The 23,579-nt window shown below is 72.8% G+C and carries 23 protein-coding genes; 18 read left to right on the top strand and 5 right to left on the bottom strand.

Annotation, left to right across the window (positions count from 1 at the left end; translation table 11 throughout):
• Positions 1-72 precede the first annotated feature (72 nt).
• From mltG to PSEJ31_RS0104675, 5 genes are all read left to right on the top strand, one after another.
• Positions 73-1,137: an endolytic transglycosylase MltG gene (mltG, locus tag PSEJ31_RS0104695; RefSeq protein ID WP_028914799.1), complete on the top strand. Its 1,065-nt coding sequence runs from the start codon at positions 73-75 to the stop codon at positions 1,135-1,137.
• Positions 1,134-1,805, top strand: coding sequence for a dTMP kinase (gene tmk / locus PSEJ31_RS0104690; RefSeq protein WP_028914798.1), 672 nt, complete (start codon positions 1,134-1,136; stop codon positions 1,803-1,805). The genes mltG and tmk overlap by 4 nt, the downstream gene beginning before the upstream one ends.
• Positions 1,802-2,827, top strand: a complete 1,026-nt coding sequence (locus tag PSEJ31_RS0104685) for a DNA polymerase III subunit delta' (protein ID WP_028914797.1) — start codon at positions 1,802-1,804, stop codon at positions 2,825-2,827. The genes tmk and PSEJ31_RS0104685 overlap by 4 nt, the downstream gene beginning before the upstream one ends.
• A 27-nt stretch (positions 2,828-2,854) precedes the next feature.
• Positions 2,855-3,208, top strand: a complete 354-nt coding sequence (locus PSEJ31_RS0104680; RefSeq protein ID WP_019397631.1) for a PilZ domain-containing protein — start codon at positions 2,855-2,857, stop codon at positions 3,206-3,208.
• Between the two features lie 89 nt (positions 3,209-3,297).
• Positions 3,298-4,329 carry a DUF4380 domain-containing protein gene (locus tag PSEJ31_RS0104675; protein WP_084220800.1) on the top strand — a complete coding sequence of 344 codons (1,032 nt, stop codon included), beginning with the start codon at positions 3,298-3,300 and terminating at the stop codon, positions 4,327-4,329.
• Between the two features lie 118 nt (positions 4,330-4,447).
• Here the strand turns inward: PSEJ31_RS0104675 and PSEJ31_RS0104670 are convergent, their stop codons facing one another.
• Complete coding sequence (locus tag PSEJ31_RS0104670) at positions 4,448-6,523, bottom strand: 3-hydroxyacyl-CoA dehydrogenase NAD-binding domain-containing protein (protein ID WP_026010295.1); 2,076 nt, start codon at positions 6,521-6,523, stop codon at positions 4,448-4,450.
• A gap of 269 nt (positions 6,524-6,792) precedes the next feature.
• Between PSEJ31_RS0104670 and rpoE the strand changes: the two genes are divergently transcribed.
• From rpoE to PSEJ31_RS0104615, 11 genes are all read left to right on the top strand, one after another.
• Positions 6,793-7,422 (top strand): RNA polymerase sigma factor RpoE, encoded by a 630-nt coding sequence (gene rpoE, locus PSEJ31_RS0104665; RefSeq protein WP_026010294.1) that lies wholly within the window; start codon positions 6,793-6,795, stop codon positions 7,420-7,422.
• Complete coding sequence (locus PSEJ31_RS0104660) at positions 7,419-8,366, top strand: sigma-E factor negative regulatory protein (protein ID WP_051403649.1); 948 nt, start codon at positions 7,419-7,421, stop codon at positions 8,364-8,366. Before rpoE ends, PSEJ31_RS0104660 begins: the two co-directional genes overlap by 4 nt.
• Positions 8,367-8,471: 105 nt before the next feature.
• Positions 8,472-9,983 carry a DegQ family serine endoprotease gene (locus PSEJ31_RS0104655; RefSeq protein WP_028914794.1) on the top strand — a complete coding sequence of 504 codons (1,512 nt, stop codon included), beginning with the start codon at positions 8,472-8,474 and terminating at the stop codon, positions 9,981-9,983.
• Between the two features lie 152 nt (positions 9,984-10,135).
• Complete coding sequence (lepA, locus tag PSEJ31_RS0104650) at positions 10,136-11,929, top strand: translation elongation factor 4 (RefSeq protein WP_019399688.1); 1,794 nt, start codon at positions 10,136-10,138, stop codon at positions 11,927-11,929.
• Positions 11,930-11,987: 58 nt separating this feature from the next.
• The gene (gene lepB, locus PSEJ31_RS0104645) at positions 11,988-12,788 is read left to right on the top strand and encodes a signal peptidase I (protein WP_019399687.1); all 801 of its coding nucleotides are present in this window, start codon (positions 11,988-11,990) and stop codon (positions 12,786-12,788) included.
• A gap of 29 nt (positions 12,789-12,817) precedes the next feature.
• Positions 12,818-13,201, top strand: coding sequence for a DUF4845 domain-containing protein (locus PSEJ31_RS0104640; RefSeq protein WP_019399686.1), 384 nt, complete (start codon positions 12,818-12,820; stop codon positions 13,199-13,201).
• Positions 13,188-13,880: a ribonuclease III gene (gene rnc, locus PSEJ31_RS0104635; RefSeq protein WP_019399685.1), complete on the top strand. Its 693-nt coding sequence runs from the start codon at positions 13,188-13,190 to the stop codon at positions 13,878-13,880. The genes PSEJ31_RS0104640 and rnc overlap by 14 nt, the downstream gene beginning before the upstream one ends.
• A 12-nt stretch (positions 13,881-13,892) precedes the next feature.
• Positions 13,893-14,816 carry a GTPase Era gene (era, locus tag PSEJ31_RS0104630; protein WP_019399684.1) on the top strand — a complete coding sequence of 308 codons (924 nt, stop codon included), beginning with the start codon at positions 13,893-13,895 and terminating at the stop codon, positions 14,814-14,816.
• Positions 14,817-14,842: 26 nt separating this feature from the next.
• Positions 14,843-15,577 carry a DNA repair protein RecO gene (gene recO, locus PSEJ31_RS0104625; protein WP_028914793.1) on the top strand — a complete coding sequence of 245 codons (735 nt, stop codon included), beginning with the start codon at positions 14,843-14,845 and terminating at the stop codon, positions 15,575-15,577.
• A gap of 32 nt (positions 15,578-15,609) precedes the next feature.
• Positions 15,610-16,221, top strand: coding sequence for a GNAT family N-acetyltransferase (locus tag PSEJ31_RS0104620; protein ID WP_028914792.1), 612 nt, complete (start codon positions 15,610-15,612; stop codon positions 16,219-16,221).
• Positions 16,218-17,123 (top strand): carbon-nitrogen hydrolase family protein, encoded by a 906-nt coding sequence (locus PSEJ31_RS0104615; protein ID WP_028914791.1) that lies wholly within the window; start codon positions 16,218-16,220, stop codon positions 17,121-17,123. The genes PSEJ31_RS0104620 and PSEJ31_RS0104615 overlap by 4 nt, the downstream gene beginning before the upstream one ends.
• Here PSEJ31_RS0104615 and PSEJ31_RS0104610 read toward each other — a convergent pair.
• From PSEJ31_RS0104610 to queG, 4 genes are all read right to left on the bottom strand, one after another.
• Positions 17,120-17,590: a phosphatase PAP2 family protein gene (locus tag PSEJ31_RS0104610; RefSeq protein WP_232210981.1), complete on the bottom strand. Its 471-nt coding sequence runs from the start codon at positions 17,588-17,590 to the stop codon at positions 17,120-17,122. The genes PSEJ31_RS0104615 and PSEJ31_RS0104610 overlap by 4 nt on opposite strands.
• An 88-nt stretch (positions 17,591-17,678) precedes the next feature.
• A complete protein-coding gene (locus PSEJ31_RS0104605) occupies positions 17,679-18,821 on the bottom strand; it encodes a glycosyltransferase family 1 protein (protein WP_028914789.1) in 1,143 nt (380 codons plus the stop codon).
• A gap of 100 nt (positions 18,822-18,921) precedes the next feature.
• On the bottom strand, positions 18,922-20,280 hold the full coding sequence (xseA, locus tag PSEJ31_RS0104600; RefSeq protein WP_028914788.1) for an exodeoxyribonuclease VII large subunit: 1,359 nt from the start codon (positions 20,278-20,280) through the stop codon (positions 18,922-18,924).
• 126 nt (positions 20,281-20,406) lie between these two features.
• Positions 20,407-21,495, bottom strand: a complete 1,089-nt coding sequence (queG, locus tag PSEJ31_RS0104595; RefSeq protein WP_028914787.1) for a tRNA epoxyqueuosine(34) reductase QueG — start codon at positions 21,493-21,495, stop codon at positions 20,407-20,409.
• A 60-nt stretch (positions 21,496-21,555) separates the two neighbouring features.
• On the opposite strand from queG, the gene PSEJ31_RS0104590 reads away from it, so the two are divergent.
• A complete protein-coding gene (locus PSEJ31_RS0104590) occupies positions 21,556-23,067 on the top strand; it encodes a bifunctional ADP-dependent NAD(P)H-hydrate dehydratase/NAD(P)H-hydrate epimerase (protein WP_028914786.1) in 1,512 nt (503 codons plus the stop codon).
• Positions 23,061-23,537 (top strand): tRNA (adenosine(37)-N6)-threonylcarbamoyltransferase complex ATPase subunit type 1 TsaE, encoded by a 477-nt coding sequence (gene tsaE, locus PSEJ31_RS0104585; RefSeq protein WP_019399675.1) that lies wholly within the window; start codon positions 23,061-23,063, stop codon positions 23,535-23,537. The genes PSEJ31_RS0104590 and tsaE overlap by 7 nt, the downstream gene beginning before the upstream one ends.
• Positions 23,538-23,579: the final 42 nt, after the last annotated feature.

Genomic DNA, 23,579 nt, shown 5'->3' with positions numbered 1-23,579 from the left:
ACCGCGCGCGGGGGCGGCGGGCGGCACGTGCGGCGCGGTATCCTGAGCGACCTTCCTGGGAACGAGGTGGCCGTGGCCGGCGGATGTAGGCGTGCAATCGGGATTTCGCTGGGCGTGCTGTTGGCCGTGCTGCTGCTGGCCGGCGGCGTGGCGGCTTGGGGCTGGAACCACTACCAGCGCTTCGCCGACGCTCCGGCCTGGACCGGCGAACCGGCCAGCGTGCGCATCGAGCGCGGCGACGGCCTGCGCACGGTGCTGGCGCGCCTGCGCCAGGCCGGCGTGGTGGCCGGGCACGACCTGGAGTGGCGCCTGCTGGCCCGGGAACTGGACGCCGCCGGCCGGCTGAAGGTCGGCGAGTACGCGCTGGAGCCGGGCATCACCCCGCGCGAGCTGCTGCGGCGGATGCGCGATGGCCGCGTCATCCACTACCGCGTCACCATCGTCGAGGGCTGGAACTTCCGCCAGCTGCGCGCCGCGCTGGCCGCGGCCGAGCCGCTGCTGCACGAGGCCACCGACCTGGACGACGCCGCGCTGATGGCGGCGCTGGGCCATCCCGGCCAGCACCCGGAAGGGCGTTTCCTGCCGGAGACCTACCTGTACCAGCGCGGCGACAGCGACCTGGACATCCTGCGCCGTGCCTACGCGGCGATGGAGCAGGCCCTGGCCGAGGCCTGGGCGAACCGCGCGCCGGACACGCCGCTGCGTTCGCCGGAGGAGGCCCTGATCCTGGCCTCGATCGTGGAGAAGGAAACCGGCCAGGCGCACGAGCGCCCGCAGATCGCCGGCGTGTTCTCGCGCCGGCTGCAGAAGGGCATGCTGCTGCAGACCGACCCGACCGTGATCTACGGCATGGGCAGCGCCTACGACGGCAACATCCGCAAGCGCGACCTGGCCACCGACACCCCGTACAACACCTATACCCGCCCGGGCCTGCCGCCGACCCCGATCGCCATGCCCGGCCGCGCCGCGCTCCACGCGGCGGTGAACCCGGCGCCCGGCGACGCGCTGTACTTCGTCTCGCGCAACGACGGCTCGCACGTGTTCTCGGCCACCTACGCCGAGCACAACCGCGCGGTGGATTGCTACCAGCGCCGGCGCAACTGCCCGCCGCGCGCCGAAGCGGAGCCGCAGCAGTGAGCCAGGCATTGCCCATGCATCCGCGCCTGGTCAGCCTCGAGGGCGGCGAGGGCGCCGGCAAGAGCACCGCGCTGGCGGCGGTGCGCGACCTGCTGCTGTCGCGCGGCCACGAGGTGGTGCTGACCCGCGAGCCGGGCGGCACGCCGCTGGCCGAGCGCATCCGCGAGCTGCTGCTGGCGCGCTCGGCGCCCGGCCAGGACGTGGCCGAGCCGCTGCACCCGCAGACCGAGCTGCTGCTGATGTTCGCCGCCCGTGCCCAGCACGTGGCCGAGGTGGTGCGTCCGGCACTGGAGCGCGGTGCGTTCGTGGTCAGCGACCGCTTCACCGATTCCAGCTACGCCTACCAGGGCGCCGGCCGCGGCCTGGACCCGGCCTGGATCGGCGACCTGGAACGGCGCACCGTCGGCCTGCGCCCCGGCCTGACCCTGCTGCTGGACCTGGACGTGCGCGAGGGCCGCGCCCGCACCAGCGGCCGCGACCTGTGGCCGGACCGGATCGAGAGCGAGCAGGACGAATTCTTCGAGCGCGTGCGTCGCGGCTTCCGCCAGCGCGCAGGGGCCGAGCCGGAGCGCTTCGCCCTGATCGACGCGGCGCAGCCGCCGCAGGCGGTGGGCCGCGACGTCGCTGCGGCGGTGGCGGCGTGGCTGGACCGGCGGGAGGGCGCATGAGCCCGGACGGTTTCGCGCCCTGGCAGCAGCGCCTGTACGAGCAGGCGGCCGCGGCGGTGGACGCCGGGCGCCTGGGCCACGCACTGCTGCTGTGTGGCCCGGCCGGGCTGGGCAAGCGCGCGGTGATCGAGGCGCTGGCGCAGTACGTGCTGTGTGAGGCGCGCGCCGGCGGCCGGGCCTGCGGCCGCTGCCGCAGCTGCGAGCTGTTCGCCACCCGTACCCAGCGCGATCCGGTGGAAACCCGCCCGGACGGTTCCCTGGCCCAGCCCGACGGCCACAGCGCGCACCCGGACCTGATCTTCGTCGGCTACGAGTGGCGGCTGAAGCCGTCGCCGCCGCGCATGCGCACCGAGATCGTGATCGAGCAGATGCGCCAGCTGTCCGAGCGGCTGGAGGTCTCGGCCACGTTCAGTTCGCGGGTGGCGGTGGTCGAGCCGGCCGACGCGGTCAACTACAGCGCCTGGAACGCGATCCTCAAGACCCTCGAGGAGCCGCTGCCGGGGCGCTACCTGTGGCTGGTCACGGCCAGTCCGGCGCGCCTGCCGGCCACCATCCGCAGCCGCTGCCAGCGCCTGGAGATGCGCCTGCCGCCGCGTGCCGAGGCGCTGGCCTGGCTGCAGGCGCGCGGCCACGCCCAGGCGGCCGCGGGCGAGGCGCTGGACGCCGCGCGCGGCCACCCGGGGCTGGCGGCCAGCTGGCTGGAAGGCGATGGCCTGGCCCTGCGCAAGGAAGTCGCGGCCGACCTGGCCGCGATCGGCGGCGGCCGCGCCGATCCGCTGGAGGTGGCGCAGCGCTGGGGCGCGGACGAGCGTGGCGAGGAACGCCTGCGCCACGCCGCCGAACACGCGGTGGGCGAGGCCGCTTCCGGCTTGACCGATCCAGCCCGATTGCACAAGCTGGCGGAGTGGTTCGACCGCGCCAACCGTGCCCGCGAACTGCTGCGCAGCACGGTGCGGGCGGACCTGGTGATGGCGGACCTGCTGCTCGGCTGGCGCGACCTGGCACGCAGCACGAAGACCTAGCCGGCGCGAGTAAAGGGGAATGATCCAATGAGTGCTGCAAGCGGACGCCAGGGCATCCTGTCGCTGGCGGTCAAGGACAAGGCCGGCCTGTACGGGGCGTACATGCCCTACGTGCGCAACGGCGGCATCTTCGTGCCCACGCCCAAGCGCTACTTCCTCGGCGACGAGGTGTTCCTGCTGCTGACCCTGCCCGATTCCAGCGAGCGCCTGCCGATCGCCGGCAAGGTGGTCTGGGTCACGCCGGCCGGCGCCCAGGGCAACCGCGTCGCCGGCATCGGCGTGCAGTTCCCGGAAGGCACCGACGGGGAGGCGGTCAAGAACCGGATCGAGACCCTGCTCGCCGGCACCCTCAACGGCGACAAGCCCACCCACACCATGTGACCTGCCCGGCGGGGGCGTCCCCCGCTGCATGCGGACGCGGGCAGGCCGGACAACCCCAGGGGGTACATATGCCCGAAACCCGACTCCACGTGCGCAAGTCCCTCCTGGCCGCGCTGCTGGGCGCGGCCTCGCTGGCCGCGGTCGCGGCCGAGCCGCCGGTGCCGTTGCGCATGCGCCTGCAGGGCCCCGCGCTGCAGATGGACGTATCGCCGCGGCTGGGCGGGCGCATCCTGCACCTGTCGCTGCCCGGCGCGCCCAACCTGCTGCTGGAGGGCCCGGCGGTGCAGGCCGAGCCGGACCCGCAGGTGCGCGCCGACGGCGACAACATCCCCTACCTGGGCCACGAGGTCTGGGTCGGGCCGCAGTCGGAGTGGTGGACGCACCAGGCCCTCAACCCGGCGCGGCGCAAGGCCGGCGCGATCTGGCCGCCGGATCCGTGGCTGGCGCATGCCCCGGCGAAGGTGCTGGAGCAGGGCGATGCCCGCCTGGTGGTGGAGGGCGCGGCCAGCCCGGTCAGCGGCGTGCAGCTGACCCAGTCGTTCAACCTCGCCCACGACCGCGCCGAGCTGGTGGTGGACATGCGCAACATCCGCAAGGAACCGGTGGCGCGCGACATCTGGTTCAACTCGCGGGTGCCGCCGCAGACGCGGGTGTACGTGCCGGTGGCCGCCGATGGCAGCGGCGTGCGCGTGCGCTCGGATACCGACGGCGGCTACGACGCCCTGGTGAGCCGCAGCGACGACGGCCTGTTCTCGCTGGAGCTGCTGCCGCCGGGCGAGGGCCTGCTGGGCCGCCGCGGCAAGGTGTTCATCCAGCCGCAGGCCGGCTGGATCGCCGGCTTCAACGCCGGGCAGGCCTTCGTGATCCATTTCGAGAAACAGCCGCTGGAACGGATCCACCCCGAGCAGGGCCAGGTCGAGCTGTACCTGGACTGGCGCCCGGACCCGGCCTATCCGAGCCTGATGGAGCTGGAGGTGCATGCGCCCTACGTGGCCCTGGAGCCGGGGCAATCCACCAGCGCGCGGCAGTGGTGGATCGTGCGCCGTTACGACGGGCCGGACCGCCGCGACGCCCAGGTCGCGTTCCTGCGGCGGATGCTGGACGAAGCCGGGATCGAATAGGCCGCCCGGAGCGGTGCCGGGCATGGAAACGGGGACGGGGCGGCCATGGGCCGCCCCGTCCTGTCTTCCAGGGGCCGGCCACGCCGGTGCGCGGGCGCCGGCGCGGCAGGGCCGCCGCTTATGCCGGCGGCTGGCGCAGCAGCGGGCTGTCCCAGCCCGGGCGCGGGGCGAAGCGCTCGCCGTGGCGTGCCTGCAGGGCCTTGAGCTTCTCCAGCAGGACGTCGGCGCCGGTGGCGCGGATGTGCTGGATCGGGCCGCCGCGGAACGGCGCGAAGCCGGTGCCGAAGATCACGCCGGCATCCAGCAGGTCGGCATCGTCGACCACGCCGTCGTGCAGGCAGGCCACCGCCTCGTTGAGCAGCGGCAGGACCAGGCGGTCCTCCAGGTCGTCCGGGGCCTTGTAGCCCTGCGGCACTTCCGGCTTGACCGGCTTGCTGCCCTTCTCGGTCTTCTCCCACTTGTACAGGCCCTGGCCGTCCTTCTTGCCACGCTTGCCCGGCTCGACCGTGGACAGCGCCTCCGGCAGCGACAGGCCGAGGAACGGCGACAGCTCGGCGCCCACGCCCTGGGCCACGTCCAGGCCGACGGTGTCGATCAGCTCGATCGGGCCCATCGGCATGCCGAACTTCACCGCGGCCTTGTCGATCACCGCGCCGGGGATGCCCTCGGCGTAGGCGTGCGCGGCCTCGAGCATGTACGGGAACAGCACGCGGTTGACCAGGAAGCCCGGGGTGCCGGCCACCGGCACCGGGAACTTGTCCAGCGCCTTGCAGAAGGCGGCCAGGCGCTGCTCGGTGGCCGGATCCAGCGCGGCATGGCGGACGATCTCGACCAGCGGCATCTGCGCCACCGGGTTGAAGTAGTGCAGGCCGGCGAACTGCGCCGGGCGCGCGATGTGGCCGCGCAGCTCGTCCAGCGGGATCGAGGAGGTGTTGGTGACCAGCAGCGCGTCCGGCTTCATCCGCGGCTCCAGCGACTGGTACAGCTCGCGCTTGGCGTCGGGGTTCTCGATGATTGCCTCGATCACCAGGTCGGCCTTCGCCACGCCGTCGCCGGCCAGGTCGCCCTGCAGGCGCGCGGCGACCTCGGCGCGCCTGGCCGCGTCCTTGACCCGCTTGCCGAACAGCTCCTGCGCGCGGGACAGGGCACCGTCGATGAAGCGCTGCTCGCGGTCCTGCAGGGTGACGCTGAAGCCCTTGTAGGCCGCCCAGGCGGCGATGTCGCCACCCATCACGCCGGCGCCGACCACGTGCACGTGGGCGATGCCATGCTCCTTGCCGCCCAGGCCCTTGAGCCGCTCGCTGAGGAAGAAGATCCGGATCAGGTTGCGCGCGGTCGGGCTGGCGGCCAGCTTGACCACGGCCTTGCGTTCGGCGTCCAGGCGGGCCTGGATGCCGGCGCCGCCGCTGCGCTCCCAGGTGCTGATCAGGGCGTAAGGGGCCGGGTAGTGCTCCTTGCGCGCCTTGCGCGCGACCTGCTTGGCCATCTGCGGGGCCAGGATCTTGCGCGCCAGCCAGGTATTGGTGGCCCAGCCCTTGAAGCGCTGGCCGAACGGACGCTCCAGGCCCTTGAGCGCCAGCGCGGCGGCCACGTCCTCCAGCACCGCCGGCTCGGCCAGCTTGTCGACCAGGCCGATGTTGCGCGCGGCCTTGGCGGCCAGGCGGCGGCCGGTGAGCATCATGTCCATCGCCGCCGGGGCGCCGACCAGGCGCGGCAGGCGGGCGCTGCCGCCCCAGCCCGGGAAGATGCCCAGCTGGGTTTCCGGCAGGCCGATGCGGGTGGACGGATCATTGCTGGCCACGCGGTAGTCGCAGGCCAGCGCCAGTTCGGTGCCGCCGCCCATGCAGAAGCCGTGGATCGCGGCCACGGTCGGGCAGGGCAGTTCGGCGATCTTCTGGAACACGGCCTGGCCGCGGCGGATCGCGTCGTTGACCGTGCCCTTGCGGTCGAATTCCTGGAACTCCTTCAGGTCGGCGCCGGCGATGAAGCCGTTGGCCTTGCCCGAACGGAACACCACGCCCCTGGGCGGGTCGATCGCCAGGCGCTCGACGATGTCGCCCAGTTCGATCAGGACGTCCTGCGAGAGCGCGTTGACCGCCGCGTCGGCCCGGTCCAGCGCCAGTACCACGACTCCGTCGTCGCGCCTGGCGGCTTGCCAGTGGCTGAATCGGAGTCCGTCGAGGCCTGGGAGCATGGGTGCACCATCCGGTTGTGTATGGAAGGGGCGGCTATCATCCCGAGGTTGTTTCCGCCGCGTCAAATCCCATAACAGGAGAAGGCGCGCGCGGCCGGCGGGCGGCCTGCGCGACGGTAAGCGGCGGGCGGTTAAGTTCCTGCATGGGCGGACGGCAGCACGTCACAATGTGGAGATCCGGAAGCGGTCCGCGCCAGGCCGCTGAACTTTTCCCGGCAACGGCGGTCACAGGGCACGGCTCGGCCGCGCCGACAGGAGTACGGCCCGGCATGGCCGAAGGAACGCAAAAGGATTCACCCCAGGACCTGGACCTCGAACTGGTCCGTCGCGTGCAGCGTGGCGAGACGGCCGCGTTCGACCTGCTGGTGCGCAAGTACCAGCACCGGATCGTCGCCCTGATCGGCCGCTACGTGCCGGACTGGAGCGAGTGCCAGGACGTCGCCCAGGACACCTTCGTCCGCGCCTTCCGCGCGATCGGGAACTTCCGCGGCGACGCCCAGTTCTATACGTGGCTGCACCGGATCGCAGTGAACACCGCCAAGAACCACCTGGTCGCCCACAACCGGCGCCCGCCGACGGACGACATCGACGCCAGCGACGCCGAGCAGTACGACGTCGGCACCCGCCTGCGCGACACCGACACCCCCGAGCGCGAGGCCATGCGCGAGGAGCTGGAGCGCACGGTGATGAAGGCGGTGGACGCGCTGCCGGAGGAACTGCGGACCGCCATCACCCTGCGCGAGGTGGACGGCCTGAGCTACGAGGAGATCGCGCAGAAGATGGGTTGCCCGATCGGCACGGTCCGCTCGCGCATCTTCCGTGCCCGGGAAGCGATCGATGCCGAACTTCGGCCGCTGCTCGAGGTCCAAAGCGCTACCCGCGAACGAAACAGAACATGAGCCAGGACATCCGCCCCCGCAACGACGCCCCCGGCGTCGACCGGCTTGAACTCCACTATCGCCAGCAGCTTTCAGCGCTGGTCGACGGCGCGCTGGCCCCGGACGAGGCCCGCTTCCTGCTGCGCCGGCTGGAGCACGACCGCGAACTGGCCGGCAGCTACGAACGCTGGCAGCTGTACGGGCAGGTGATGCGCGGCCGGCTCGGGCGCATGGCTGCCCCCGGCTTCGCCGAGGCGGTGGCCCTGGCCGTGCGCGAGGACGCGGCGGCGGTGGCCGCCACCGGCACCCGCGGCGGCGCGCGCCACGGCTGGATGCGCTGGGGCGGCGGCGCCGCGGCGCTGGCGGCCTCGGTCGCGGTGGTGGCCCTGTTCATGGGCCAGGCCCGCGATCCGGGCGCGCTGCCGGCGGCGTCCGCGCCGACCGTGGCCAGCACGCCGGAACTGCCGGCAGCGCCGGTAGTCGCCGAGGCGGCCCCGGCCGCCCGGGATGCCACTCCGGAGGATGCGCCGGCGACCCACCTGGCCGCCGCCGAGCCGGCGGCCGTGGCCGCGGTCGCCGCCGCGGCCGCCTCGCGCCGTCCGGCGCGGGTGCAGCCGGTGGTGCGCGAGCCGCTGCCGCTGGCCGAGCCGGCGCGCGAGGTCCTGGCCCCGGCGGACGCCATGACCGTGGTGGCCGCGGAACTGCCGGCCGCGCCGTTCGCCGGCCAGGCTGCGAACGAGGATCCCTTTGCCTCCGCGGTGGCGCCGCATGCGCGGCCGTGGCCGCGGGCGGTGCTGCCGCAGCCGGCGACCGGCGCCTTCACCGCCAGCTTCGGCAACGCGGGGGCACAATCGGCCGGTCGCGCCTTCTATCCGTTCGAGCCGGCCCTGCCGGCGCCCGCGGGCGGGGACGCCAGGCCGGATCTGGCCGAGCCGCCGGCCGCAAGCGAAGACGCGCCGCGCTGAGCGGCTTCCCGGGCCTTCCTGCCGTGACCGCGGGCTGCCCCTTGCCGGGGCGGCGCCGGCGGGACGTGCCGGCCCATTCCCCATGCAAGCGATGAGGTCCATTACATGACTGCACGTGTGCGCAAACCCCTGCTGGCCGCGCTGGCGCTGAGCATCCCGCTGGTCGCGTGCGCCCGGGAGCCGTCGCCGGCCCCGGCCGCGCCGGCCGCCGTCGCTGCCACCGCCGCCCCGGCCGCACCCGCCGCGCCGCTGGTGACGGGCCTGCCGGATTTCACCCGGCTGGTGGAGCAGGTGACCCCGGGCGTGGTCAACATCGAGGCGCGGATCGGCGCGCGCACCGCCGCCCGCGGCATGCCGGACGACGAGGAGATCCCGGAGATCTTCCGCCGCTTCTTCGGCCCCGGCTTCGGCATGCCTTCTCCGAACGCCGCCCCGGGCCGCTCGGTCGGCTCCGGCTTCCTGATCGGCGACGGCTACATCCTCACCAACCACCACGTGGTCGACGGCGCCGAGTCGATCACCGTGCGCCTGTCCGACCGCCGCGAGTTCCAGGCCAAGCTGGTCGGCAGCGACGAGGGCTACGACGTGGCCCTGCTCAAGCTGGAGGGCAAGGAGGCCGCGGGCCTGCCGGCCCTGCGCCTGGGCAATTCCTCCTCGCTGCGCCCGGGCCAGTGGGTGGTGGCGATCGGCTCGCCGCTGGGCCTGGAGCAGTCGGTCACCGCCGGCATCGTCAGCGCGCTGGGCCGCAGCGGCGGCCGCGGCCAGCAGTACGTGCCGTTCATCCAGACCGACGTGGCGATCAACCGCGGCAACTCCGGCGGCCCGCTGCTCAACACCTCCGGCGAGGTGGTGGGCATCAACTCGCAGATCCTCAGCAATTCCGGCGGCTACATGGGCGTGAGCTTCGCCATCCCGATCGACCTGGCGATGAACGCGGCCGAGCAGATCAAGAAGACCGGCAAGGTCAGCCGCGGCATGCTGGGCGTGGTGGTGCAGGAGATCGATTCGGCCCGGGCCAAGGCGCTGGGCCTGTCCAGCAGCGCCGGCGCGCTGGTCAACAGCGTCGAGCCGGGCAGCGCCGCGGAGAAGGGCGGAGTGGAGATCGGCGACGTGATCACCGCGGTCAACGGCCAGCCGGTCAACAGCAGCGCCGACCTGCCGCCGATCATCGGCATGCTCCCGCCGGGCTCGAAGGCGCGGCTGGAGATCGTGCGCGACGGCCGCAAGCGCGAGCTGAACGTGACCCTGGGCGAGCTGACCAGCGACGCCCAGCGGCCGGGCCTGCGCGACGGTTCCGGCAGCAGCTCCGGCGCGGCGGTGTCGCCGGCGGCCCGGATCGGCCTGCGCGTGGCCGACCTGGACGCCGCCACCCGCCGCCAGCTGGGCCTGGGCAACAACGAGGGCGTGCGCATCACCGGCGTGCTGAGCCCGGAGGCGCGCGAGGCCGGATTGTCGCCCGGCATGGTGATCCTGCGGGTGGGCCGCACCCCGGTGGGCAGCGTGGCCGCGCTGGAGCGCGAGCTGAAGTCGGCCTCGGCCGGCGACGCGGTGATGCTGCTGGTGCGCACCCCGGCCGGCGCCACCAGCTTCGTCGCCCTCACCGTGCAGGAAGACTGATCCGGCGCGGCGCCCGGCCCGTGCGGCCGGGCGCCGGCGCATGCCCGCGGGCGCGGGGCGGCGGGGACATCCGTGGATGCCCCCGCGGCGTGCGATAATCCGCCGCTACCCGACGACGGCCGAGACCGCCGCCCCTCATGTCTGCAGATTCCATGCGGTTCATCCGCAACTTCTCCATCATTGCCCACGTCGACCACGGCAAGTCGACCCTCGCCGACCGCATCATCCAGCTGTGCGGCGGCCTGGAAGCGCGCGAGATGGAAGCCCAGGTGCTCGATTCCAACCCGATCGAGCGCGAGCGCGGCATCACCATCAAGGCGCAGTCCGTGTCCCTGCCGTACAAGGCCAAGGACGGGAACACCTACTACCTGAACTTCATCGATACCCCGGGCCACGTCGACTTCTCCTACGAAGTCAGCCGCTCGCTGGCCGCCTGCGAAGGCGCGCTGCTGGTGGTCGACGCCGCCCAGGGCGTGGAGGCGCAGTCGGTGGCCAACTGCTACACCGCGGTGGAGCAGGGCCTGGAGGTGGTGCCGGTCCTCAACAAGATCGACCTGCCGACCGCCGACATCGAGCGCGCCAAGGCCGAGATCGAGGCGGTGATCGGCATCGATGCCTCCGAGGCGGTCGCGGTCAGCGCCAAGACCGGCCTGAACGTGGACCAGGTGCTGGAGGCCATCGTCCACCGCATCCCGCCGCCGAAGCCGCGCGACACCGACAAGCTGCAGGCGCTGATCATCGACTCCTGGTTCGACAACTACCTGGGCGTGGTCTCGCTGGTGCGGGTGATGCAGGGCGAGATCCGGCCCAGGAGCAAGATCCTGGTGATGTCCACCGGCCGTACCCACGAGGTGGACAAGGTCGGCGTGTTCACCCCCAAGCGCAAGGAACTGCCGGTGCTCAAGGCCGGCGAGGTGGGCTGGATCACCGCCTCGATCAAGGACGTACACGGCGCCCCGGTGGGCGACACCCTGACCCTGGCGGCCGACCCGGCCCCGGCGCCGCTGCCGGGCTTCCAGGAGATGCAGCCGCGCGTGTTCGCCGGCCTGTTCCCGGTCAACGCCGAGGACTACCCGGACCTGCGCGAGGCGCTGGAGAAGCTGCGCCTGAACGACGCCGCGCTGCGCTTCGAGCCGGAGAGCTCGGAGGCGATGGGCTTCGGCTTCCGCTGCGGCTTCCTCGGCATGCTGCACATGGAGATCGTGCAGGAGCGCCTGGAGCGCGAGTACGACCTGGACCTGATCACCACCGCGCCGACCGTGGTGTACGAGGTGCTGAAGACCGACGGCACGGTGGTGCCGCTGGACAACCCGGCCAAGCTGCCACAGGCCAACCTGATCCAGGAGGTCCGCGAGCCGATCATCCGCGCCAACATCCTCACCCCCGAGGAGTACATCGGCAACGTCATCAAGCTGTGCGAGGAAAAGCGCGGCGTGCAGATCGGCATCACCTACATGGCCAGCCAGGTGCAGATCAGCTACGAACTGCCGATGGCCGAGGTGGTGCTGGACTTCTTCGACAAGCTCAAGTCGGTCAGCCGCGGCTACGCCTCGCTGGACTACCACTTCCTGCGCTTCGACGCCGGTCCGTTCGTGCGCGTGGACACCCTGATCAACGGCGACCGGGTGGATGCGCTGTCGATCATCGTCCACCGCACCCACGCCGACCGCCGTGGCCGCGAGCTGTGCGAGAAGATGAAGGACCTGATCCCGCGCCAGCAGTTCGACGTGGCGATCCAGGCCGCCATCGGCTCGCAGATCATCGCCCGCACCACGGTCAAGGCGCTGCGCAAGAACGTGCTGGCCAAGTGCTACGGCGGCGACATCACCCGCAAGAAGAAGCTGCTGGAGAAGCAGAAGGAAGGCAAGAAGCGCATGAAGCAGGTCGGCCGCGTGGAGATCCCGCAGGAGGCCTTCCTGGCCGTGCTGCAGGTGGACAGCAAGTGATGCCCCGAGCGCCGCTCCCGCGCGCCGCGGTCCCGGTTTCCCTCGCCAAGGAACGAGCATGAAATGGTTTGAGATCGGCCTGGTGGTCCTGACCTTCGCCACCGGCCTGGTGTGGCTGCTGGACCGCCTGTTCTTCGCCCGGCGCCGCGCCGCCCGCGCCGGCCTGCTGGACGAGGAGCCGGCGGTGGTGGACTACTCGCGCGCGTTCTTCCCGGTGCTGGCCGCGGTGCTGGTCCTGCGCAGCTTCGTCGCCGAGCCGTACAAGATCCCGTCCAGCTCGATGATGCCGAACCTGCTGATCGGCGATTTCATCCTGGTCAACAAGTTCTCCTACGGCCTGCGCCTGCCGGTGACCAACCGCAAGTTCGTGCCGCTGGGCGAGCCGGAACGCGGCGACGTGGTGGTGTTCAAGCCGCCGCACGACCCGGACCAGAACTGGATCAAGCGCGTGGTCGGCCTGCCGGGCGACCGCATCGCCTTCCACGGCGACACCCTGTACATCAACGGCGAGGCGGTGCGCTACACCCCGATCGGCCAGTACGTGGGCAAGGGCCGCGGCGCGGAGATGGACGGCGCGACCCTGCTGACCGAGCACCTGCCCGGGCGCGACCACCGCGTGCTGGAGTGGATCGACCGCGCCGCGCCCGCTGGCCAGGGCGAGTGGACCGTGCCGGAAGGCCACTATTTCGTGATGGGCGACAATCGTGATAATAGCGAGGACAGCCGGTTCTGGACCCAGACGTCGTTCCTGCCGGAGGAGAACCTCCGCGGCAAGGCGTTCCTGATCTGGCTGAACTGCGAGGGCTGGTTCTGTACGGGGAGTTTCGATCCGGGACGGATCGGGACGAGGATCAAGTAAGGCGCAAGGCGCCGGTTGGGGGAATGGCAATGAAGCGCAAGCAAGGCGGTCTGAGCCTGGTCGGGTTCCTGATGGTGCTGGCGGTGCTGGGGTTCGCCGCCTACGTCGGCATGAAGCTGTTCCCGATGTACCAGGAGTACTATGCGGTGCGGTCGGCGATGAAGGGCCTGTCCAACGAGCCGGGCGTGGCCGACATGAGCCCGCAGCGGATCCAGGAGCTGTTCTTCCGCCGCCTGTACATCAACTATTCCGAGAACGTGAAGCCGCAGAACGTGAAGTTCGAGCGCGCCAACGGCGGCTGGGTGATGCGCGTCACCTACGAGGTGCGCCGGCCCCTGATCTACAACCTGGACGTGGTGGGCAACTTCGATACCCGCCAGGCCCTTACGCGGCGCGGTAGTGGCGAGGAATGACCGCAAGCTGGTGCGCGACCGGATCGGCCATGCGTTCGCCGATCCGTCGCTGCTGCAGCAGGCGCTGACCCACCGCAGCGCCGGTTCGCCGCACAACGAGCGGCTGGAATTCCTCGGCGACGCGGTGGTCAACCTGATTGCCGCCGAGGCCCTGTACCAGCGCTGGCCCAAGGCCGACGAGGGCGTGCTGACCCGGGCCCGCGCCGAGCTGGTGCGCGAGGCCTCGCTGGCGGTGATCGCCCGCCAGCTGGAGCTGGGCGAGCGCCTGACCCTGGGGCCGGGCGAGCTGAAGTCCGGCGGCTTCCGCCGCGATTCGATCCTGGCCGACGCGGTCGAGGCCGTGGTCGCCGCGATCTACCTGGACGCCGGCTACGAGGCCTGCCGCGCGGTCGTGCTGCCCTGGTTCGAACAGGCGCTGGCGGCGCTGCCGGTCGGCAAGCCGGAAAAGGACGCCAAGACCCGCCTGCAGGAATGGCTGCAGGCGCGGCAGAAGCCGCTGCCGGCCTACGAGCTGGTCTCCGAAAGCGGCGAGGAACACGCCAAGGTGTTCCTCGCCCGGTGTACCCTGAGCGAGCCTCCGGCCAGCGCCGAAGGGCAGGGCACCTCGCGGCGCCTGGCCGAACAGGCCGCGGCCGCGGCGGTGCTGGAACGGCTGGAGCCCCCGCTCCGGCAGCCATAGACGGTCCGACAAGTGAATCCCGGAAACAACGAAGCCCCCCACCGCTGCGGCAGCGTCGCCGTCGTCGGCCGCCCGAACGTCGGCAAGTCCACCCTGGTCAACGCCCTGGTCGGGGCCAAGGTCAGCATCGTCTCCAACCGCCCGCAGACCACGCGCCACCGCCTGCTGGGCATCGCCACGGTGCCGGGCGGGCAGATGCTGCTGGTCGACACCCCCGGGCTGCACCGCGAGCAGGGCCGGTTCAAGGCCTCGGCGATGAGCCGGGTGATGAACCGCACCGCGCGCGGCGCGGTGGAGGACGTGGACGCGGCGGTGCTGGTGGTCGAGGCCGGGCGCTGGGACGAGGAGGACACGCTGGCGTTCAACGTGCTCCACGACGCCGGCGTGCCGGTGGTGCTGGTGGTCAACAAGGTCGACCGGCTCAAGGACAAGACCACCCTGCTGCCGTTCCTGGCCGAGGTGGCGAAGGACCGGGATTTCGCGGCCGTGCATCCGATCTCCGCGCTCAAGCGCAAGGGCCTGGACGACCTGGTCGCCGACATCCTGGCGCAGCTGCCGGAGGCACCGCCGGTTTACGACGAGGACGAGATCACCGACCGCAGCCAGCGCTTCCTGGCCGGCGAACTGGTGCGCGAGCAGCTGATGCGCCAGCTCGGCGACGAGCTGCCGTACGCCACCACCGTGGAGATCGAGCGCTTCGCCGAGGATGGCGCGCTGCTGCGCATCGGCGCGGTGATCTGGGTCGAGCGCGAGGGCCAGAAGCCGATCGTGATTGGCAAGGGCGGCGCGCGCCTGCGCGAGATCGGCAGCAAGGCGCGGCAGCAGATGGAGCGGCTGTTCGGGCGCAAGGTGTTCCTGGAGACCTGGGTGCGCGTGCGCGAGGGCTGGTCCGACGACGAGGCCGCGTTGAAGGCCTTCGGCTACGGCCAGGAGTAAGCCGCGCATGGCCGGCGGGGACTGACATGCGCATCGAGGGCGACAGCGCCTTCGTCCTGCATGCCCGCCCGTGGCGCGAGACCAGCCTGCTGGTCGAGGTCCTCAGCGCCGCCCACGGCCGCCTGGGGCTGGTCGCGCGCGGGGTGAACTCGCCGAAGCGGCAGGTGCTGCGCGCCGCGCTGCAGCCGCTGCAGCACATCCGCTACGACGCGGTGCTGGCCGGCGAACTGGCCCAGCTGCGCGGCGCCGAGGCCCTGGACGCCGCGCCGCGGCTGGGCGGGCAGGTGCAGCTGGCCGCGTTCTACCTCAATGAGCTGGTGCTTCGCCTGGCGCCGCGCCAGGATCCGCTGCCGGAACTGTTCGGGGCCTACGCCCGCACCCGCGCCGCGCTGGCCGACGCCGGCTCCCTGGCCTGGACCCTGCGCCGCTTCGAGCGCGACCTGCTCGGCGCCCTCGGCGTGGGTTTCGAGCTGGACGTGGACGGCGACGGCCAGCCGCTGGACCCGGCCGCGCGCTACCGGCTCGATCCGGAACACGGCCCGCGAAGGTTGCTCAGCGACCGCGGCCACGGCGAGCGCAACGCCGCCGCCACCGGCGCCGCGCTGCTGGCGCTGGCCGCCGACGTGCAGCCGGGTCCGGAGGACCTGGCAAGCCTGCGCCTGCCGCTGCGCGCGGTGCTCGCCCACCACCTCGGGCCGCGGCCGCTGGCCTCGTGGGAAATGGCCGCGCAGCTGCAGCGCCTGGGGCGCGGCGCCGACTGAAGGCGCCGCGCGCAGGCGCGTAGAATCCGCGCATGCCATCCAAGCCCCGGATCCGCACCGTCCACGGTGCCGACATCGAACCCTGGCTCGACGAGGTCGCCCGCCTGCGGGTGGCCGTGTTCCGCGACTGGCCGTACCTGTACGACGGCGACAGTTCCAGCGACTACGAGCGCCAGTACCTGCAACCCTACGTCGCCTCGCGCGAAAGCGTGCTGGTGCTGGCCCTGGACGGCGACCGCGTGGTCGGCGCCTCCACCGGGCTGCCGCTGCTGGACGATGCCGAGGCCTTCGCCGCGCCGCTGCAGCAGGCCGGCCTGCCGGCCGCGGACGTGTTCTATTTCGGCGAGTCGGTGCTGTTGCCGGAGTACCGCGGACTGGGCGTGGGCCACGCCTTCTTCGACGCGCGCGAGGCGCATGCGCGCGGCCTCGGCCGCTTCCGCTGGACCGCGTTCTGCGCCGTGGACCGCGAGCCGGACGACCCGCGGCGGCCGCCGGGGTACCGCCCCAACGACGCGTTCTGGAGCGGCCGCGGCTACCGCCGCCTGCCGGGCCTGGCCGTGCGCCTGGCGTGGGAGGAGATCGGTCGCGGCGAGATCGAACACGCGCTGACCTTCTGGGCGCGCGACTGGAAGGAGAACCCATGAAGATCGCCGCCTGCCGCTACGAAGTCGGCAAGCCCGCGGATTTCGAGGCGTTTGCCGCGCGCCAGCGCGCTTTGCTGGAACAGGCCGCGGCGCAGGGCGTGCGCGTCGCGGTGCTGCCGGAATACCTGTCGCTGGAGCTGGCGGCCATCCACGGGCCGCAGGTCTACGCCGACCTGCACGCCTCGCTGCAGGCGATCCAGCAGCATCGCCAGGCCTGGCTGGCGCTGTTTTCCGGCCTCGCCCGAGAGCTGGGCATGTACATCGTCGCCGGCAGCTTCCTGCTGGACATCGGCGCCGGCCGCCATCGCAACCGCGCCGACCTGTTCGCGCCCGATGGCGGCCACCAGTGGCAGGACAAGCTGCAGCTGACCGGCTTCGAGAAGCGGACCGGGGTGATCGTGCCCGGCGAGGCGCTGAAGGTGGTGGATGTGGCCGGCGTGCGCGCGGGCATCAGCATCTGCTACGACAGCGAGTTCCCGCTGCCGGTGCGCGCCCAGTACGAGGCCGGCGCGCGCCTGCTGCTGGTGCCCAGCTGCACCGACACCGCCGCCGGAGCCACCCGGGTGCGCGTGGGCTGCCTGGCGCGCGCGCTGGAGAACCGCTTCTTCGTCGCCCAGGCCGTCACCGCCGGCGACGCGCCCTGGAGCCCGGCGCTGGATACGAACACCGGCGACGCGGCGATCTACGCGCCGATGGACGTGGGCTTCCCGGCCGACGGCATCCTGGCCAGCGCCGGTGCCGGCCAGGAATGGGCGATCGCCGAGCTCGACTTCGCGCGGCTGGAAGACACGCGCCTCACCGCCCAGGTCGCCAACGACCGCGACTGGCCGGCGCAGCTCGCACCGGCAATCGTGCGCGCGCGGGTGGAAGGCTTCGATGCGCTGCCTGGCGCGTCCGGCTAGGCAACGCCCGCCAGCCAGAGCGAACCGCCGCCCAGCGCAAGGCCCATGGCGATGGCGGCCAGGACGTCGCTGGGATAATGCAGCCCCAGCACCACCCGCGAGGCCGCGACCGATGCGCTGAACGGCAGCAGCAGCGGCGCCAGCACCGGATAATGGGCCAGGGCCACCACGCTGAAGGCCACGGCGTGCAGGGTGTGCCCGGAGGGGAAGCTGAACTCGTCCAGCGGCGCGACCCATGCGCGGATGCGCAGGTCGGCGGCAAACGGGCGCGGTCGCCTGGTCCATCGCTTGAGGCCACGGTACAACGCCAGCGAGGCCAGGCCCACGGCAGCCATGTGCAGGGCCGTCAGGCGGCCGCCCTCGCCGCCCAGCACCGCCAGTGAGGCGATCAGCGCGTACCAGGCGAAGCCGTCGCCCAGGCGGCTGACGCAGGCGAAATAGCCGCGCACCGACCTGCGCATGCACATGCGGTTGGCCAGCAGGCACCAGCGCTGCTCGCGTGCATGCAGGCGTGCACCGGGGCCGGCGCGCGCCGGCAGCTCGGCGGGGAGCGGATCAGGCGGCGAGAGGTGCATCGAGGGCTCCACGGCGGGCCAGCGTCGCCAGTAGGGCATCGAAGTCGGCCGCGACCTGTTCCGGGCGCAGCCCCAGCACCGCGGTGCGCGCCGCCACGCCCATCTCGCGGCGCAGGGTGGCATCGCCCGCCAGGGCGACGGCGGCGGCGATGAAGCCGGCGTCGTCATGCGCCAGCAGCCCGTGTACGCCGGTATGCAGGCGTTCGCGGGCGGCGCCGGTGTCGAAGGCCACGGTCGGCACGCCGCTGGCCATCGCTTCGAGGACGACGTTGCCGAAGGTCTCGCTGAGGCTGGGGAACAGGAACAGGTCGCCGCTGGCGAAGTGCCGCGCCAATGCCTCCCCGCGCTGCATCCCGCAGAACACGAAGTCGGGATTCCCGCGCGCCAGCGCCTCGCGCAGGGGGCCGTCGCCGATCCACACGAAGCGCGCATCCGCGCGCTGCCGCTGCAGGGCGCGGAACGCCCGGACTGCCAGGTCCAGGTTCTTCTCCGCTGCGATCCGCCCCACGTACACCACCACCGGCGTGGCGGCATCGGCGCCCCAGTCGCGGCGCAGGTGCGTGTCGCGACGGAACGGCGTGAACTGCGTGGTGTCCACCGCCCGCGCCAGCCGCACCACGCGCGAGAAACCCTGCGTGCGCAGCGCCTGCTCCAGCTCCATGGTCGGCACCAGGGTGGCGTCGGCGCGATTGTGGAAACGGCGCATCAGGCGCAATGCCCCCGGCTGCAGCCAGGCCAGGCCGTAGTCGCGCATGTAGTGGTCGAAGCGGGTATGGAAGCCACTGGCGACCGGAATGCCGAGGCGCCTGGCGGTGCGGAGTGCCGACCACCCCAGCGGGCCTTCCGTGGCGATGTACACCGTGTCCGGTCGCGTGCGGCGCCACTGCCGGTGCAGCGCGCCGGATGCGGGCAGTCCGATGCGCAGGCCGGGGTAATGCGGCAGCGCCGCGCCGGGGAGGAGCAGGGTTTCCAGGCCTTCGTCCGGGCCAGCACCGGGCTGGCGCGGACGGGCGACCTCGACCGCATGGCCGCGCCCGCGCAGGCCAAAGGCCAGTGACTGCACGGTCAGTGCGACCCCGTTGACCTCAGGTGGCCAGGTTTCGGTGACGAGGGCGTAGCGCATGGGCCGTCTCCGGTTGCGCTTCCAGCCTGCCTGCGGTCGATGCCGGGGCGATTACCGCCGGATGACGGCCTGGTGACAGACGCCGCGCGGATGCGCCCGCTCACGGCCGTGACGGCGGATCCGGTGTGACCGACCCGACCGTCAGCGCCACGGTGCCGTCGCGCAGGCGGGCCTGCACGCGGTCGCCCGGCGCGACCTGGGCGACCGAGTGCACCAGGGCGCCATCGTCGCCGCGGGTGACGATCGAATAGCCGCGCGCCACCGTGGCCAGCGGGCTGCACGCTTCCAGCGAGCGCGCCAGGGCGCGCAGCTTGAGCGCATCGCGCTGCAGGATCCGGGCGATCGCGGCCTGCGGGCGCGACTGCAGGCGCAGCAGGCGTTCGCGCAGCTGCGCCAGGCGCCGCTGCGGGTGGTGCGCGCGCAGCACGGCGCCGGCATGGCGCAGGCGCGCGTGGCGTTGCTGCATGCCGCCCTGCCAGCAGCTGTCCAGGCGCCGGCGCAGGGCTTCCTGGCGCTGGCGCAGCAGGTGCAGGCGGTTGCGCGGCGATTGCGCCTGCAGGCGCAGCGCGGCGCGGTCCAGGCGTTGCATGGCCTGGCGCAGGCGGTGTTCCTGGGTGGCGCGCAGGCGCCCGTGCAGGGTGCGCAGGCGCGCCAGCAGGTCCTGGCGGTCCGGCACCAGCAGCTCGGCCGCGACCGAGGGCGTGGGCGCGCGCACGTCGGCGGCGAAGTCGGCCAGGGTGAAGTCGGTCTCGTGGCCCACCGCCGACACCACCGGCACCGGCGAGGCGGCGATGGCCCGGGCCAGCTGGTCGTCGTTGAACGCCCACAGGTCTTCCAGCGAGCCGCCGCCGCGGGCCAGCAGGATCGCGTCGTAGCGGCCGCTGGCGCCGGCGCGCTGCAGCAGCGAGGTGATCTGCGCCGCGGCGGTCTCGCCCTGGACCAGGCTGGGGAGGATTTCCACGTCCAGCAGCGGGCAGCGGCGGCCGAGCACGCTCAGCACGTCGCGCACCGCCGCGCCGGTGGGCGAGGTGATCACGGCCAGGCGCCGCACCCAGCGCGGCAGGGGGCGCTTGCGTGCGGGGTCGAACAGGCCCTCGGCCTCCAGCTTCGCCTTCAACGCCTCGTAGGCGCGGCGCAGGGCGCCTTCGCCGGCTTCCTCCAGGTGGTCCAGCACCAGCTGGTAGTCGCCGCGTGCCTCGTACAGGGTGAGCCGGCCGCGGGCCAGCACCTTCATGCCCTCGCGCGGCACGAACTTCAGCCACTGGCTCTTGGGCCGGAACATGGCGCAGCGCACCTGGGCGCGCGCGTCCTTGAGGTTGAAGTACAGGTGCCCGGAGGCCGGACGGGTGACGTTGCCCAGCTCGCCCTCGACCCAGACCAGCGGGAAGGCACTCTCCAGCAGGTCGCGCGCCAGCGTGTTGAGCTGGGCGGGGGTGAGGACGGGGTTCTGCTCGGACATCGGCGCGTACGGCTCGGCGGGACAGGATAGCGCGGCAGCGTGCGTGGTGCCGGAGGCGCTCCGGGCGGCCAGCCCAGGGCGAGCCGTCGCGGCGCCCGGCAGCGCCCCCAAATCACCAATCACCAATCACGCCCCTCGATGCCGCTCCAGCGCCCAGGCCACATGCTCCCGTACCAGCTGCGAAGGGTGCTCGCGGCGCGATTCCAGCGCGGCGACGACTTCCGGCGTGGTCGGAGCGTTGCCCAGGGCCACGGCGATGTTGCGCAGCCAGCGCTCGTGGCCGCTGCGGCGGATCGCGCTGCCCTCGGTGCGGCGCAGGAACTCCTCCTCTTCCCAGGCGAACAGCTCGGCGAGGGTGGCCTGGTCGAGGTTGTTGCGGGCGCGGAAGTCCGGCTCGTCGGTGCGCCGCGCGAACTTGTTCCAGGGACACACCAGCTGGCAGTCGTCGCAGCCGAAGATGCGGTTGCCGATCGCAGGGCGCAGCTCCTCCGGGATCGGGCCGTCGTGCTCGATGGTCAGGTAGGAGATGCAACGCCGCGCATCCAGCCGGTAGGGCGCGGTGATCGCCCCGGTCGGGCAGGCGGGGATGCAGCGGCTGCAGGTGCCGCAATGCGCGCTGGCCGGCGGATCCACCGGCAGCGGCAGGTCCAGGTAAATCTCGCCGAGGAAGAACCAGGAGCCGCCGTCCTTGTCGATCAGGCAGGTGTGCTTGCCGATCCAGCCTAGCCCGGCGTTGCGCCCCAGTGCGCGCTCCAGCACCGGCGCCGAGTCCACGAACACGCGGTAGCCGAAGGCGCCGAATTCCCGTTGCAAGCGTTCGGCCAGCTTCTGCAGCCGGTTGCGCATCAGCTTGTGGTAGTCGCGGCCCAGGGCGTAGCGGGCCACGTAGGCGCGGCGGCCATCGGCCAGCGTGGCCCAGGCCTGGTCCCCGTCCTGGCCGTAGTCCAGGCCCACCGAGACCACCCGCACCGTTCCCGGCACCAGTTCACGCGGACGGCTGCGCGCGGTGCCATGGCGCGCCATCCAGTCCATGGTTCCGTACAGGCCCTGGGCCAGCCAGTCGCGCAGGTGGGCCTCGTCCTCGGCCAGGTCCACGCCGCTGATGCCGCAGCGCTGGAAGCCGTGCTCGCGCGCCAGCTCGCGCACCCGCCGTGCGGCAGCGACGAGGTCGATCGCCGCGGGCTGGGCCGGGCTTGCGGGCGGGGTGGGGGACATGCGCCGATTATAGGAGCCGCCGCAACGCCGGCCCCGGCGCCCGCGGCTTAGAATTGCGCCATGCCTGCCTCCGCCACCCTGCTGTTCGACAGCCGCGCCGCCCGCCGGATCGACCAGGAGGCGACCGCCGCGCTCGGCGGCGACGGCTACGTGCTGATGACACGCGCCGGCGAAGCTGCCTGGCGGGTGCTGCGCGAACGCTGGCCGCATGCGCGCCGGATCGTGGTGGCCTGCGGCAGTGGCAACAACGGAGGCGACGGCTACGTGCTGGCGCGGCTGGCCTTGCAGGCCGGCCTGGACGTGCGCGTGGTGCTGCCGGCCGGCGTGCAGCCGCGCACGCCGCTGGCGCAACGTGCCGCGGCCGATTACGCCAGCATCGGCGGCACCCTGGAACACTTCCCCTGCGCGCTGGACGATGCCGAGCTGCTGGTCGACGCGCTGCTGGGCATCGGCCTGGAGGCGGCGCCGCGCGAACCAGTGGCCGCTCTGGTCGCGGCGCTGGACGCGGCGCAGGCGCCGGTATTCGCGCTCGACGTCCCTTCAGGCATCGACGCCGACCGCGGCAGCGCGCCGGGCGTCGCCCTGCGCGCCGACTGCACCCTGCAGTTCATCGTCGAACACAGCGGCCTGCGCACCGGCATGGCCCTGGACCACACCGGCGAACTGCTGCTGGACACCCTGCAGGTGGACGCCGCGGCGTACGCGGCGGTGGCGCCGCCATGCGCGCGCCTGCTGGATGCATCCGCGCTGGCGCAATGGCTGCCGCCGCGGCCGCGCGACAGCCACAAGGGCCGCGCCGGCCACGTGCTGTGCGTGGGCGGCGACCACGGCAGCGGCGGCGCGGTGCTGCTGGCGGTGGAAGCCTCGCTGCGCAGCGGTGCCGGCCTGGCCAGCGTGGCCACGCGCGAGGCGCACGTGCCGGCGCTGCTGGCGCGGCGCCCGGAAGCGATGGTGCACGCGGTCGAGGATGCCGAGGCGCTGGCGCCGCTGCTGGCGCGCGCCAGCGTCGTCGCCTGCGGACCGGGCCTGGGGCGCAGCTCGTGGTGGGGCGGTGCGCTGTTCCGCAAGGTGCTGGAGAGCGACCTGCCGCACGTGCTCGATGCCGATGCCCTGAACCTGCTGGCCGAAGCGCCCATGCCACTGGGCGACGCGATCCTCACCCCGCATCCGGGCGAGGCCGCGCGCCTGCTGGGCAGCAGCACCGCCGCGGTGCAGGCGGACCGCTACGTCGCCGCGGCCGCGCTGGCGCAGCGCTACGGCTGCGTGGTGGTGCTCAAGGGCGCCGGGAGCATCATCGCCGCGCCGGGCGAACTGCCCTGCGTGCTCGACGCCGGCAATCCCGGCATGGCCACCGGCGGCATGGGTGACCTGCTGACCGGCACCATCGCCGCCATGCGCGCCCAGGGGCTGGACGCGTTCCAGGCCGCCTGTGCCGGCGCCCTGCTGCACAGTGCCGCCGGTGACGCCGCGGCAGCCGACGGCGGCCAGCGTGGCCTGTTGCCCTCGGACCTGCTGCCGTGGCTGCGGCGGCTGGCCAATCCCCCTTCTTTGCAGGCAGTTTCCCGATGCTGATCGAGCTTCCCGGTCCCGAGGCCACCGACGAACTGGGCCGCGCCCTGGCCGCGAGCCGGCCGCAGCCGGCCGTGGTCCACCTGCACGGCGACCTGGGCGCCGGCAAGTCCAGCCTGGCACGCGCGCTGCTGCGCGCGCTGGGGGTGCAGGGGCCGGTGCGCAGTCCCACCTACACCCTGGTCGAGCGCTACCCGGTGCCCGGCGGCGAGGCCTGGCACCTGGACCTTTACCGCATCGCCGATGCCGGCGAGCTGGACTTCCTCGGCCTGGACGGCGACGAGGCCACGCTGTGGCTGGTGGAGTGGCCCGAGCGCGGCCAGGGCGCGCTGCCGGCGCCGGACCTGGAAGTGCACCTGGCGGTCGCCGGAGCCGGGCGCCGCGCCCGCCTGGAAGCCCGCTCCGCGGCGGGCCAGGCCTGGCTGTCAGCCCTCGACCTGAACGGGCGGTTGCAGGGCGTTCCTGCCGGGTGATCGCAAAAAGATCCCCCAGGTGGCGGATTCTTAAAGGATTTT

The sequence above is a fragment of the Pseudoxanthomonas sp. J31 genome (assembly GCF_000510725.1).
In the GTDB taxonomy this organism is placed as follows: Bacteria; Pseudomonadota; Gammaproteobacteria; order Xanthomonadales; family Xanthomonadaceae; genus Pseudoxanthomonas.
This window is presented reverse-complemented; position numbering and strand designations above follow the sequence as displayed.

What these genes read in the sequence shown, in the direction of transcription:
- PSEJ31_RS0104685 (WP_028914797.1), top strand. Translation starts at nt 1,802, where the DNA reads ATGAGCCCGGACGGTTTCGCGCCCTGGCAGCAGCGCCTGTACGAGCAG.
- PSEJ31_RS0104680 (WP_019397631.1), top strand. Translation starts at nt 2,855, where the DNA reads ATGAGTGCTGCAAGCGGACGCCAGGGCATCCTGTCGCTGGCGGTCAAG.
- PSEJ31_RS0104670 (WP_026010295.1), bottom strand. Translation starts at nt 6,523, where the DNA reads ATGCTCCCAGGCCTCGACGGACTCCGATTCAGCCACTGGCAAGCCGCC.
- rpoE (WP_026010294.1), top strand. Translation starts at nt 6,793, where the DNA reads ATGGCCGAAGGAACGCAAAAGGATTCACCCCAGGACCTGGACCTCGAA.
- PSEJ31_RS0104660 (WP_051403649.1), top strand. Translation starts at nt 7,419, where the DNA reads ATGAGCCAGGACATCCGCCCCCGCAACGACGCCCCCGGCGTCGACCGG.
- PSEJ31_RS0104655 (WP_028914794.1), top strand. Translation starts at nt 8,472, where the DNA reads ATGACTGCACGTGTGCGCAAACCCCTGCTGGCCGCGCTGGCGCTGAGC.
- lepA (WP_019399688.1), top strand. Translation starts at nt 10,136, where the DNA reads ATGCGGTTCATCCGCAACTTCTCCATCATTGCCCACGTCGACCACGGC.
- lepB (WP_019399687.1), top strand. Translation starts at nt 11,988, where the DNA reads ATGAAATGGTTTGAGATCGGCCTGGTGGTCCTGACCTTCGCCACCGGC.
- PSEJ31_RS0104640 (WP_019399686.1), top strand. Translation starts at nt 12,818, where the DNA reads ATGAAGCGCAAGCAAGGCGGTCTGAGCCTGGTCGGGTTCCTGATGGTG.
- recO (WP_028914793.1), top strand. Translation starts at nt 14,843, where the DNA reads ATGCGCATCGAGGGCGACAGCGCCTTCGTCCTGCATGCCCGCCCGTGG.
- PSEJ31_RS0104620 (WP_028914792.1), top strand. Translation starts at nt 15,610, where the DNA reads ATGCCATCCAAGCCCCGGATCCGCACCGTCCACGGTGCCGACATCGAA.
- PSEJ31_RS0104615 (WP_028914791.1), top strand. Translation starts at nt 16,218, where the DNA reads ATGAAGATCGCCGCCTGCCGCTACGAAGTCGGCAAGCCCGCGGATTTC.
- PSEJ31_RS0104610 (WP_232210981.1), bottom strand. Translation starts at nt 17,590, where the DNA reads ATGTGCATGCGCAGGTCGGTGCGCGGCTATTTCGCCTGCGTCAGCCGC.
- PSEJ31_RS0104605 (WP_028914789.1), bottom strand. Translation starts at nt 18,821, where the DNA reads ATGCGCTACGCCCTCGTCACCGAAACCTGGCCACCTGAGGTCAACGGG.
- xseA (WP_028914788.1), bottom strand. Translation starts at nt 20,280, where the DNA reads ATGTCCGAGCAGAACCCCGTCCTCACCCCCGCCCAGCTCAACACGCTG.
- queG (WP_028914787.1), bottom strand. Translation starts at nt 21,495, where the DNA reads ATGTCCCCCACCCCGCCCGCAAGCCCGGCCCAGCCCGCGGCGATCGAC.
- PSEJ31_RS0104590 (WP_028914786.1), top strand. Translation starts at nt 21,556, where the DNA reads ATGCCTGCCTCCGCCACCCTGCTGTTCGACAGCCGCGCCGCCCGCCGG.
- tsaE (WP_019399675.1), top strand. Translation starts at nt 23,061, where the DNA reads ATGCTGATCGAGCTTCCCGGTCCCGAGGCCACCGACGAACTGGGCCGC.